The organism is Escherichia sp. WS1265 (genome assembly GCF_046487585.1).
GTDB classification, from domain to species: domain Bacteria; phylum Pseudomonadota; class Gammaproteobacteria; order Enterobacterales; family Enterobacteriaceae; genus Escherichia; species Escherichia coli.
Window position 1 is genome coordinate 190,233 of the sequence record NZ_JBJQJE010000007.1, and the last position, 11,117, is coordinate 201,349.

Genomic DNA, 11,117 nt, shown 5'->3' on the forward strand with positions numbered 1-11,117 from the left:
ATGATCGATGGTTCTATTGTGCTTCTTCCAGTTTGAGAAATAAAATTGATTTATTGCATCCATTCATGAAGAAAACAGATGAATTATTCTTTAAAACAATTAAAGGTTTTCGTCACAGTAGCGCAGGAGAAAAGTTTTAGTCGTGCAGGAGAGCGTATCGGCCTGAGCCAGTCGGCAGTAAGTCACAGTGTGAAGGAGCTGGAAAATCATACTGGTGTTCGCCTGCTGGACAGAACCACGCGTGAAGTGGTGCTTACAGATGCAGGGCAGCAGTTGGCTTTGCGTCTTGAGCGACTGCTGGATGAACTTAACAGCACGTTGCGCGATACCGGGCGTATGGGGCAACAACTGAGCGGAAAAGTTCGGGTCGCTGCCAGCCAGACCATTTCCGCGCATCTTATTCCGCAATGCATTGCTGAAAGCCATCGCCGCTATCCAGATATTCAGTTTGTCCTGCACGATCGTCCGCAGCAGTGGGTGATGGAAAGTATTCGTCAGGGAGATGTCGACTTTGGCATCGTCATCGATCCAGGCCCAGTGGGCGATCTGCAATGTGAAGCGATTCTTTCCGAGCCTTTCTTTCTGCTTTGCCATCGCGATAGCGCTTTGGCCGTGGAAGATTATGTACCCTGGCAGGCATTACAGGGAGCGAAATTGGTGTTGCAGGATTACGCGTCAGGCAGCCGACCGCTGATTGACGCAGCGCTGGCGCGCAATGGTATTCAGGTGAATATTGTGCAGGAGATTGGACATCCGGCGACGCTGTTCCCGATGGTAGCCGCAGGCATCGGCATCAGTATTCTTCCCGCACTGGCGCTACCATTGCCTGAAGGTAGCCCACTGGTGGTAAAGCGCATTACGCCGGTGGTTGAACGCCAGTTGATGCTGGTGCGCAGGAAGAACCGTTCACTTTCCACCGCCGCTGAAGCGTTATGGGACGTGGTACGAGACCAGGGCCGTGCGCTAATGGCTGGGCGGGAAGGGGATCCGCTGTATCAGATATAGATATCGATATGAGTCGTTTTTTCAACAGGATTTGGAAGGGATGCATTCAGAGACAAACGCTGCTCTTTCTCCTGCGCTTTTTCTGCCTGCTGTCTCTGCAACTGCGCCAGTTGTGTTTCCAGTAGGGTGATTTGCTGCTGAATCAATTCGGCCTGTTTTTGCTTGTCTTCAGCACTGCCGCTAGTGTCTGCAATCTCTTTAATTTGTTGAGTGAGTTTGATGATTTGCTGACTTATCCGCGCAATTTGTGAAGCAACATCGCTACCTTCTGATGCCCTGTTACTACTCTGTGTTTGTATGGAAGGAATTGAAGTTGAAGAGATAGTGGCCATTGTTCAGTCCTCGTCACTGTACGAGGTAATATCGGCAGAAGAACAAGGAACTTGAGAAGAAAAATCAATCTTACAAACCGCATATAGTAAAAAAGCGCCTTTAGGGCGCTTTTTTACATTGTTGGTGGGTCGTGCAGGATGACTCGCTTCGCTCGCCCTTCGGGCCGTCGCCGCGAGCGGCTCCGTTGTTTCGCTGCGCTCAACTCGAACCTGCTGCAGGTTCGAATCTTTGAGTATCGCAGATAGCAAAAAAGCGCCTTTAGGGCGCTTTTTTACATTGGTGGGTCGTGCAGGATTCGAACCTGCGACCAATTGATTAAAAGTCAACTGCTCTACCAACTGAGCTAACGACCCGAAGTGGTGGGTGATGACGGGATCGAACCGCCGACCCCCTCCTTGTAAGGGAGGTGCTCTCCCAGCTGAGCTAATCACCCACTTCGGTACTTCACATTTTTACAAGAAATTTAGCTGGCGAGAAAGTGGTGGGTGATGACGGGATCGAACCGCCGACCCCCTCCTTGTAAGGGAGGTGCTCTCCCAGCTGAGCTAATCACCCACTTCTCAATTTCTTGCTACACGGCGGAGACTACATAAAGTAGTTGGTGGGTGATGACGGGATCGAACCGCCGACCCCCTCCTTGTAAGGGAGGTGCTCTCCCAGCTGAGCTAATCACCCCCGCTGTGTGGAGTCGCATTATAGGGAGAGTTCAAAATGAGTCAACGCATTTTCTAAAGAAATTGTTCGTTCGTCGTAAATTTAAGCAAGATGATCGCAAAACAGACCGTGTTGCGCAATTTGTCAACGAAAACAATAATGCGTAAGGTTGCAACCCGAACTACATTGAGGAATCAGGCGGGAGTGATAGAATATCGCCCACTCAATTTTTCCAGGATTTGCCGGTTGTCGGCATCTTTCTAAACGTAAGGCCATTTCATGAAAATCAAAACTCGCTTCGCGCCAAGCCCAACAGGCTATCTGCACGTTGGCGGCGCGCGTACTGCTCTTTACTCCTGGCTTTTTGCACGTAACCACGGCGGTGAGTTCGTGCTGCGTATTGAAGACACCGATCTTGAGCGTTCCACGCCGGAAGCTATCGAAGCCATTATGGATGGCATGAACTGGCTGAGCCTGGAGTGGGATGAAGGTCCGTACTACCAGACCAAACGTTTTGATCGCTACAACGCGGTGATCGATCAGATGCTGGAAGAGGGCACTGCTTATAAATGCTATTGCTCTAAAGAGCGCCTGGAAGCGCTGCGCGAAGAGCAAATGGCGAAAGGTGAGAAGCCGCGTTATGACGGTCGCTGCCGCCACAGCCATGAGCATCATGCTGATGATGAACCGTGCGTTGTACGTTTTGCTAACCCGCAGGAAGGTTCTGTTGTTTTTGACGATCAGATCCGTGGCCCGATCGAGTTCAGCAACCAGGAGCTGGATGATCTGATCATTCGCCGTACCGATGGTTCCCCAACCTATAACTTCTGTGTGGTGGTTGACGACTGGGATATGGAAATCACCCATGTTATCCGTGGCGAAGACCATATCAACAACACGCCACGCCAGATCAACATTCTTAAAGCCCTGAAAGCGCCGGTACCGGTTTACGCGCACGTTTCTATGATCAACGGCGATGACGGTAAAAAACTGTCCAAACGTCACGGGGCGGTCAGCGTAATGCAGTATCGTGATGACGGTTATTTGCCCGAAGCACTGCTGAACTATCTGGTGCGTCTGGGCTGGTCCCACGGCGATCAGGAAATCTTCACTCGTGAAGAGATGATCAAATACTTCACTCTGAATGCCGTCAGCAAATCTGCCAGTGCGTTCAACACCGACAAGCTGCTGTGGCTGAACCATCACTACATTAACGCGCTGCCGCCGGAGTATGTTGCTACTCACTTACAGTGGCACATTGAGCAGGAAAATATCGATACCCGTAACGGCCCGCAGCTGGCTGATCTGGTGAAACTACTGGGTGAACGCTGCAAGACGCTGAAAGAGATGGCACAGAGCTGCCGCTATTTCTACGAAGATTTTACTGAGTTCGATGCCGACGCCGCGAAAAAACATCTGCGTCCGGTTGCGCGTCAGCCGCTGGAAGTGGTTCGTGACAAACTGACTGCGATTACTGACTGGACCGCTGAAAACGTTCATCACGCTATTCAGGCGACGGCGGATGAGCTGGAAGTGGGTATGGGTAAAGTTGGTATGCCGCTGCGTGTCGCCGTAACCGGTGCGGGGCAGTCTCCAGCACTGGATGTTACCGTTCACGCAATTGGTAAGACCCGCAGTATCGAGCGTATCAACAAAGCGCTGGCTTTTATTGCTGAACGCGAAAATCAGCAGTAATTAGCGCATAAAAGATAAACGGCAGGAGAGATACCCCTGCCGTTTTTTATTTATGCTGATTCGTCAATATCGAGACGGGCGAGGAAATTGCGAATTCCTTCGCGTGACAAAAATTGCGCAACTTTTTCCTGCTCACTGTGAGTCATGTTGTCTATTGCGCTGATGATTTGTCGATACGCCGGGGCGCGTGCTCCAGGAGCGTATTCAGCAATTCTCTCTTCAGCTTCCATCAACATTGGTGTGTTATGGAACGCAGGCGTGTTCTGAATAAACTCGCAAACTTGCGTATCGACCAGAATAAGTCTGGCACGACCGCCTTTCACGCCAGGAAATTTTTCCGTTTTCCAGCCTTTTTCTCTGATCCAACGGTTAACAGTTTGTTTAGCCACACCGAGGCATTCAGCCAGTTCTTCGGTGGTCATTTTATTGCGTAATCTTTTCATATTATTTGCTATCGCGAATCCCTAAGCGTTGTAATAATCCGATAATCCCTTCCCGCAGAAGCAAGGATGTAAACTGTTTTTGTTCAACTGGCGTCATCTCTTTCGCCAGTGTCACCAGCAACACTTCAAGCGGCGCATCACTAGACAGGGCAGGCGCTTCTCCCTGACCTTCTGGACGTTCAGCATTGCGAATATATTCACGAACCTGTTCATTGACGTGAACCAGTCGGGCTTTGCCACCCTGGACGCCAGGTTTTGGTGACGTTGTCCAGCCTTCCTTGCGTACCCATTTATTAATGGTCTGGCGGCTATAGCCGGTCAGTCTGGCAAGTTCATCTGGTGTCATCCTCTCCTTGAACATAACAATTCCCTGAATGTATGTGGGTCTATTAGTCGTTCATTTTATAACACCACTTTACAGGAAACCGTGACATGAATAACTACTGAATGCGAGCGGTTTTCCAAAATTGTTCATTTGCCTGATTTTTCAGCGATTGAAACTACACGTTGCAATTTGCCGTTGACACATTCGGGCGGAATTCATATGATGCCGCCCGTCAACTCGACAAGCTTTACGTGACGGGGCTATAGCTCAGCTGGGAGAGCGCTTGCATGGCATGCAAGAGGTCAGCGGTTCGATCCCGCTTAGCTCCACCAAATTTTGCACCCAGCAAATTTGGTACGTAAACGCATCGTGGGGCTATAGCTCAGCTGGGAGAGCGCTTGCATGGCATGCAAGAGGTCAGCGGTTCGATCCCGCTTAGCTCCACCAAATTTCAAACCCTCGCTGTAAAGCGGGGGTTTTTTGTCTCTGCTTTTTGCCGCTTTTGTAATACAGTCTACGTCCGGGTTAGCGCCGCCTGGTGAAAGCATCATTGGATGAAAAATCGGCAACAGGCTGGCCCCTGTTTGCTTCGCGATGCGAATAAACTTATTATTTGTGTGCCTGAAAACCCCGATCAGTGAGAGTAGTGTACTCATGTTTGTGGAGCATAACCTGATAAAAAATATCAAGATATTCACACTAGCGTTTACGCTCACCGTGGTACTTATTCAGCTATCCCGTTTTATTTCGCCACTTGCCATTATCCATTCCAGTTATATCTTTCTGGCGTGGATGCCACTGTGCGTAATGCTGTCAATCTTGTTTATCTTTGGCTGGCGCGGTGTCGTTCCCGTTTTATGCGGGATGTTTTGCACCAATCTGTGGAACTTTCATCTCTCTTTTTTACAGACCGCGGTCATGCTCGGCAGCCAGACGTTTGTGGTGTTGTGTGCCTGCGCAATATTACGCTGGCAGCTGGGGACGCGTTGGCGTTATGGATTGACCAGCGGATATGTCTGGCAACGTCTTTTCTGGCTTGGTTTGGTGACGCCGATCGGCATCAAATGCAGCATGTATCTTGTGGGGAGCTTTTTTGATTTCCCGCTAAAGATATCCACCTTTTTCGGCGATGCGGATGCCATTTTCACAGTCGTTGATTTACTAAGCCTTTTCACCGCTGTGCTGATTTACAACATGCTTTTCTACTATCTCACTCGCATGATTGTAAGTCCCCACTTTGCGCAGATATTGTGGCGCAGGGATATCGCTCCGTCGTTGGGCAAAGAGAAACGCGCATTTACCTTAAGCTGGCTGGCAGCGTTAAGCGTGCTGCTACTTCTGCTGTGCACACCGTATGAAAATGACTTTATTGCCGGTTACCTGGTGCCCGTTTTCTTCATTATCTTTACCCTCGGGGTCGGTAAGCTCCGCTATCCGTTTTTAAATCTCACCTGGGCTGTTTCAACGCTTTGCCTTCTGAATTACAACCAGAACTTTTTGCAAGGGGTGGAAACCGAATATTCGCTGGCATTTATTCTCGCGGTGCTGATTTCCTTTAGCGTTTGCCTGCTCTATATGGTGCGCATTTATCATCGCAGTGAATGGCTTAATCGCCGCTGGCATTTGCAGGCGCTGACCGATCCGTTAACGCTCCTACCCAACTTTCGTGCGTTAGAACAAGCGCCGGAGCAAGAGGCGGGCAAGAGTTTTTGCTGCCTGCGCATTGATAATCTTGAGTTTATGAGTCGTCATTACGGCTTAATGATGCGCGTTCACTGTATCCGATCAATTTACCGTACGCTGCTGCCGTTGATGCAGGAAAACGAAAAGTTGTATCAATTGCCGGGTAGTGAACTGCTGTTAGTGCTGAGCGGGCCGGAAACGGAAGGGCGACTCCAGCATATGGTTAACATCCTGAATAGTCGGCAAATTCACTGGAACAATACCGGGCTGGATATGGGCTATGGTGCTGCCTGGGGGCGTTTTGATGGAAATCAGGAAACCCTGCAACCCTTGTTGGGGCAGTTAAGCTGGCTGGCGGAGCAATCCTGTGCACATCATCATGTGCTGGCGCTGGATAGCAGAGAGGAGATGGTTTCCGGGCAGACCACTAAACAGGTGCTATTGCTGAATACCATTCGCACGGCGTTAGATCAGGGGGATTTGCTGCTCTACGCCCAGCCAATTCGCAACAAAGAGGGTGAAGGTTATGATGAAATCCTCGCGCGACTGAAATATGACGGCGGCATTATGACCCCGGATAAGTTTCTGCCCCTTATTGCTCAGTTTAACCTTAGCGCGCGTTTTGATTTGCAAGTGCTGGAATCCTTGTTGAAGTGGCTGGCAACACACCCTTGCGACAAAAAAGGTCCGCGCTTTTCAGTCAATTTAATGCCGCTCACGCTGCTGCAAAAGAATATTGCCGGGCGGATTATTCGTCTGTTTAAGCGTTATCACATCTCCCCGCAGGCGGTCATTCTTGAGATCACCGAGGAGCAGGCGTTTTCTAACGCAGAAAGCAGCATGTACAACATCGAGCAACTGCATAAGTTTGGCTTCCGGATTGCGATTGATGACTTTGGCACCGGCTATGCCAACTACGAACGGTTAAAGCGTTTGCAGGCTGATATCATCAAAATTGATGGTGTCTTTGTGAAAGATATCGTCACGAATACGCTGGATGCGATGATTGTGAGATCAATTACCGATCTGGCGAAAGCGAAGTCATTGAGTGTGGTCGCGGAGTTTGTCGAGACGCAACAGCAGCAGGCGCTATTGCATAAGCTCGGGGTGCAATATCTGCAAGGGTATTTGATTGGTCGCCCGCAGCCATTAGCTGATTAACAGGCGTAAAAAAGCCGGGGAATGATCCCCGGCTTTTTTATGTATGGTTTTACAGCACCAGTGCTGCGATTGACGCAGACAGCACACTCACCAGGGTAGAGCCGTAAACCAGTTTCAGACCGAAGCGAGAAACCACGTTACCTTGCTCTTCATTCAGGCCTTTAACTGCACCTGCGATAATCCCGATTGAAGAGAAGTTAGCGAAGGAAACCAGGAACACAGAGATGATGCCTTCAGCACGCGGAGAGAGCGTGGAAGCAATTTTCTGCAGATCCATCATCGCAACGAACTCGTTGGAAACCAGTTTGGTCGCCATGATACTGCCCACTTGCAGTGCTTCACTGGAAGGAACACCCATCACCCATGCAATCGGATAGAAGATGTAGCCCAGGATGCCCTGGAAGGAGATGCTGTAGCCAAACCAGCCAGTCACGGTAGCAAACAGTGCGTTCAGCGCGGCGATCAGGGCGATAAAGCCGATCAGCATTGCGGCAACGATAATGGCAACTTTGAAACCTGCCAGAATGTATTCACCCAGCATTTCGAAGAAGCTCTGACCTTCGTGCAGGTTGGACATCTGAATGTTCTCTTCGCTGGCATCAACACGGTAAGGGTTGATCAGCGACAGCACGATAAAGGTGCTGAACATGTTCAGTACCAGCGCTGCAACGACGTATTTCGGTTCCAGCATGGTCATGTATGCACCAACGATGGACATCGACACGGTGGACATCGCCGTTGCTGCCATGGTGTACATACGGTTACGGGAGATTTTGCCAAGGATATCTTTATAGGCAATAAAGTTTTCAGACTGACCAAGAATCAGGGAGCTGACGGCGTTAAAGGATTCCAGTTTGCCCATGCCGTTGACTTTGGAGAGCAGGAAACCAATTGCGCGGATAATCACCGGCAACACGCGAATGTGCTGGAGAATACCGATCAATGCAGAGATAAAGACGATTGGGCACAGCACTTTCAGGAAGAAGAATGCCAGGCCTTGATCATTCATGCTACCAAAGACGAAGTTAGTCCCTTCGTTGGCAAATCCGAGCAGTTTTTCGAACATTTCGGAGAAGCCTTTCACGAAGCCTAAACCAACGTCGGAGTTCAGGAAGAACCACGCCAGTAACACTTCGATAACAAGCAGTTGAATAACATAACGGATACGAATTTTTTTGCGGTCGCTGCTTACCAGCAGTGCGAGAATCGCAACAACGGCAAGTGCCAGTACAAAATGAAGGACGCGGTCCATATTTGCTCCAAATATGAGGCAGGTTAAATTTCCGTGCACATTCTATGTAACATGGTTAAGGAAAACGAGATCTGACACACACTATAATGACGTCCTGTGACAAGCTTCAAAAATAGTGAGCTGTCATACATTTCTGCTATGTTGTGTATGAAAGCTGAAAGTTATGTAAATGTGCTAACATTAAACATAACCATAACATTCAAGTCATCAATCTTTTCGTAGTCATAATCCTGGTCTATCAGAGAAATCACCACAACCCATTTAAATGAATTTGATAATCATTATCGTTTAGCATAGCATGAAACATAGCAAAGGCTATGTTTTAGAGGCACAAGATGACGAACTATCGCGTTGAGAGTAGCAGCGGACGGGCGGCGCGCAAGATGAGGCTCGCATTAATGGGACCTGCGTTCATTGCGGCGATTGGTTATATCGATCCCGGTAACTTTGCGACCAATATTCAGGCGGGTGCCAGCTTCGGCTATCAGCTACTGTGGGTTGTCGTTTGGGCCAACCTGATGGCGATGCTGATTCAGATCCTCTCTGCCAAACTGGGGATTGCCACCGGTAAAAATCTGGCGGAGCAGATTCGCGATCACTATCCGCGTCCCGTAGTGTGGTTCTATTGGGTTCAGGCAGAAATTATTGCGATGGCAACCGACCTGGCGGAATTTATTGGTGCGGCGATCGGTTTTAAACTCATTCTTGGTGTTTCGTTGTTGCAGGGCGCGGTGCTGACGGGGATCGCGACTTTCCTGATTTTAATGCTGCAACGTCGCGGGCAAAAACCGCTGGAGAAAGTGATTGGTGGGTTACTGTTGTTTGTTGCCGCGGCTTACATTGTCGAGTTGATTTTCTCCCAGCCTAACCTGGCGCAGCTGGGTAAAGGAATGGTGATCCCGAGTTTACCTACTTCGGAAGCGGTCTTCCTGGCAGCAGGCGTGTTAGGGGCGACGATTATGCCGCATGTGATTTATTTGCACTCCTCGCTCACTCAGCATTTACATGGCGGTTCGCGTCAACAACGTTATTCCGCCACCAAATGGGATGTGGCTATCGCCATGACTATTGCCGGTTTTGTCAATCTGGCGATGATGGCTACAGCTGCGGCGGCGTTCCACTTTTCTGGTCATACTGGTGTTGCCGATCTTGATGAGGCTTATTTGACGCTGCAACCGTTGTTAAGCCATGCTGCAGCAACGGTCTTTGGATTAAGCCTGGTTGCTGCCGGATTGTCCTCAACGGTGGTGGGGACACTAGCGGGGCAGGTGGTGATGCAGGGCTTCATTCGCTTTCATATCCCGCTGTGGGTGCGTCGTACAGTCACTATGTTGCCGTCATTTATTGTCATTCTGATGGGATTAGATCCGACACGGATTCTGGTTATGAGTCAGGTGCTGTTAAGTTTTGGTATCGCTCTGGCGCTGGTTCCACTGCTGATTTTTACCAGTGACAGTAAGTTGATGGGCGATCTGGTGAACAGTAAACGCGTAAAACAGACAGGCTGTGTGATTGTGGTGCTGGTCGTGGCGCTGAATATCTGGTTGTTAGTGGGTACGGCGCTGGGGTTGTAGTTCAACTGGCGTCGTACCAGGCATCACTGGCGGATGCGGCGTAAAACGCCTTATCCGCCCTACGCGTTAAAGAGACGGTTTGTAGGCCTGACAAGACGCACTATGAACTGAACCCCAAAACCTGGACAGTTTCAGTTAACCGGCTTTTTGATACTCAGTCCGGTATTCTACCGGGCTGAGTCCCCCAAGACTGAGTTTTATTCTTTTTTGATTCCAGTAAGTTATGTATTCGTTAACGGCATTTTCCAGCTCTTCTACACTTCTGTAGTCCCGGCGATAGTACATTTCTTCTTTCAGGTGACCAAAGAAATTCTCCATTACCGCATTATCAAGGCAGTTGCCCTTGCGCGACATGCTCTGCACTAACCCTTTGTCTGCCAGGGCAGACTGATAACTTTTTATCCGGTAATGCCACCCTTGATCACTGTGGAGCAGCGGTTTTTCTCCTTCTGCAAGGCTTTCCAGCCCCTTATTTAACATGCGCTTCACCAGCTCCTCTGCAGGCCTGCAGGCCGTTTCCCACGCCACGATTTCCCCGTTAAACAAATCAAGTATCGGGGACAGGTACAGTTTTTGTCCGCCAGCCCTGAATTCGGTGATATCTGTCACCCATTTCTCACAGGGAGCTTCCGCTTTGAACTGTCGCTGAAGGATATTTTCTGCAGCGAGTCCCATATTTCCCCGGTAAGACCGGTATTTCTTCAGGCGCACAGGAGACTTCAGGCCGAGCTGTTGCATCAGTTTTCGCACTGTTTTGCCACTGAACTTAAGACCTCTTTTCTGAAGCTCACAATGGATCCGCCGGTACCCATAACATCCCCGGTGTTCATGGAAGATGGAGGCTATGAGCTGTTTCACATCAGCATACTTGTCCTTAGCCCTCTGCAGTGACAGCTGGTAGTACAGCGTGCTTCTGGCCAGCCCTGCAGCCTTTAACAGGTCAGACTGGCAGTGTCCGCACCTCAGGCTCCGGATGACTTTCGTTTTTTCTC

General features: G+C 49.7%; 8 protein-coding genes, 6 tRNA genes, 1 other RNA gene and 1 pseudogene. 6 read left to right on the top strand and 10 right to left on the bottom strand.

What is annotated here, in order from left to right; translation table 11 throughout:
- Nucleotides 1–78: 78 nt before the first annotated feature.
- The gene (locus ACJHX3_RS09625) at nt 79–1,005 is read left to right on the top strand and encodes a LysR family transcriptional regulator (protein ID WP_001109801.1); all 927 of its coding nucleotides are present in this window, start codon (nt 79–81) and stop codon (nt 1,003–1,005) included.
- Here ACJHX3_RS09625 and ACJHX3_RS09630 read toward each other — a convergent pair.
- From ACJHX3_RS09630 to ACJHX3_RS09655, 6 genes are all read right to left on the bottom strand, one after another.
- The gene (locus tag ACJHX3_RS09630; RefSeq protein WP_000201404.1) at nt 996–1,337 is read right to left on the bottom strand and encodes a FlxA-like family protein; all 342 of its coding nucleotides are present in this window, start codon (nt 1,335–1,337) and stop codon (nt 996–998) included. The genes ACJHX3_RS09625 and ACJHX3_RS09630 overlap by 10 nt on opposite strands.
- 122 nt (nt 1,338–1,459) lie before the next feature.
- A non-coding RNA gene (locus tag ACJHX3_RS09635) (RtT sRNA) lies at nt 1,460–1,585 on the bottom strand.
- 30 nt (nt 1,586–1,615) lie between these two features.
- Nucleotides 1,616–1,691 (bottom strand) — tRNA-Lys (locus ACJHX3_RS09640).
- A gap of 4 nt (nt 1,692–1,695) precedes the next feature.
- Nucleotides 1,696–1,771: transfer RNA gene (locus ACJHX3_RS09645), tRNA-Val, on the bottom strand.
- A 46-nt stretch (nt 1,772–1,817) separates the two neighbouring features.
- Nucleotides 1,818–1,893 (bottom strand) — tRNA-Val (locus ACJHX3_RS09650).
- A gap of 44 nt (nt 1,894–1,937) precedes the next feature.
- Nucleotides 1,938–2,013 (bottom strand) — tRNA-Val (locus tag ACJHX3_RS09655).
- Nucleotides 2,014–2,271: 258 nt separating this feature from the next.
- Between ACJHX3_RS09655 and gltX the strand changes: the two genes are divergently transcribed.
- A complete protein-coding gene (gene gltX, locus ACJHX3_RS09660) occupies nt 2,272–3,687 on the top strand; it encodes a glutamate--tRNA ligase (RefSeq protein WP_000695667.1) in 1,416 nt (471 codons plus the stop codon).
- 50 nt (nt 3,688–3,737) lie between these two features.
- Here gltX and ACJHX3_RS09665 read toward each other — a convergent pair whose 3' ends face one another.
- Both ACJHX3_RS09665 and ACJHX3_RS09670 read right to left on the bottom strand, forming a co-directional pair.
- Entirely contained in the window at nt 3,738–4,130 is a 393-nt protein-coding gene (locus ACJHX3_RS09665) for a MerR family transcriptional regulator (RefSeq protein WP_000826507.1), read from the bottom strand.
- 1 nt (nt 4,131) lies between these two features.
- Complete coding sequence (locus ACJHX3_RS09670) at nt 4,132–4,491, bottom strand: YfeC-like transcriptional regulator (RefSeq protein WP_000472024.1); 360 nt, start codon at nt 4,489–4,491, stop codon at nt 4,132–4,134.
- A gap of 220 nt (nt 4,492–4,711) precedes the next feature.
- On the opposite strand from ACJHX3_RS09670, the gene ACJHX3_RS09675 reads away from it, so the two are divergent.
- From ACJHX3_RS09675 to ACJHX3_RS09685, 3 genes are all read left to right on the top strand, one after another.
- Nucleotides 4,712–4,787, top strand: a tRNA-Ala gene (locus ACJHX3_RS09675).
- A 39-nt stretch (nt 4,788–4,826) separates the two neighbouring features.
- A tRNA-Ala gene (locus tag ACJHX3_RS09680) sits at nt 4,827–4,902 on the top strand.
- Nucleotides 4,903–5,109: 207 nt separating this feature from the next.
- On the top strand, nt 5,110–7,299 hold the full coding sequence (locus ACJHX3_RS09685; RefSeq protein ID WP_094308269.1) for a sensor domain-containing phosphodiesterase: 2,190 nt from the start codon (nt 5,110–5,112) through the stop codon (nt 7,297–7,299).
- Between the two features lie 49 nt (nt 7,300–7,348).
- Here the strand turns inward: ACJHX3_RS09685 and nupC are convergent, their stop codons facing one another.
- Nucleotides 7,349–8,551, bottom strand: coding sequence for a nucleoside permease NupC (gene nupC / locus ACJHX3_RS09690; protein WP_000376337.1), 1,203 nt, complete (start codon nt 8,549–8,551; stop codon nt 7,349–7,351).
- A gap of 335 nt (nt 8,552–8,886) precedes the next feature.
- Between nupC and ACJHX3_RS09695 the strand changes: the two genes are divergently transcribed.
- Entirely contained in the window at nt 8,887–10,125 is a 1,239-nt protein-coding gene (locus tag ACJHX3_RS09695; RefSeq protein ID WP_000186368.1) for an Nramp family divalent metal transporter, read from the top strand.
- A 135-nt stretch (nt 10,126–10,260) separates the two neighbouring features.
- On the opposite strand, the pseudogene ACJHX3_RS09700 reads toward ACJHX3_RS09695, so the two are convergent.
- A pseudogene (locus ACJHX3_RS09700) lies at nt 10,261–11,117 on the bottom strand (IS3-like element IS1397 family transposase); the annotation flags it as partial.

Coding starts and splice junctions, on each gene's coding strand:
- ACJHX3_RS09670 (WP_000472024.1), bottom strand. CDS start 4,491: ATGTTCAAGGAGAGGATGACACCAGATGAACTTGCCAGACTGACCGGC.
- ACJHX3_RS09695 (WP_000186368.1), top strand. CDS start 8,887: ATGACGAACTATCGCGTTGAGAGTAGCAGCGGACGGGCGGCGCGCAAG.
- ACJHX3_RS09630 (WP_000201404.1), bottom strand. CDS start 1,337: ATGGCCACTATCTCTTCAACTTCAATTCCTTCCATACAAACACAGAGT.
- gltX (WP_000695667.1), top strand. CDS start 2,272: ATGAAAATCAAAACTCGCTTCGCGCCAAGCCCAACAGGCTATCTGCAC.
- ACJHX3_RS09685 (WP_094308269.1), top strand. CDS start 5,110: ATGTTTGTGGAGCATAACCTGATAAAAAATATCAAGATATTCACACTA.
- nupC (WP_000376337.1), bottom strand. CDS start 8,551: ATGGACCGCGTCCTTCATTTTGTACTGGCACTTGCCGTTGTTGCGATT.
- ACJHX3_RS09665 (WP_000826507.1), bottom strand. CDS start 4,130: ATGAAAAGATTACGCAATAAAATGACCACCGAAGAACTGGCTGAATGC.
- ACJHX3_RS09625 (WP_001109801.1), top strand. CDS start 79: ATGAATTATTCTTTAAAACAATTAAAGGTTTTCGTCACAGTAGCGCAG.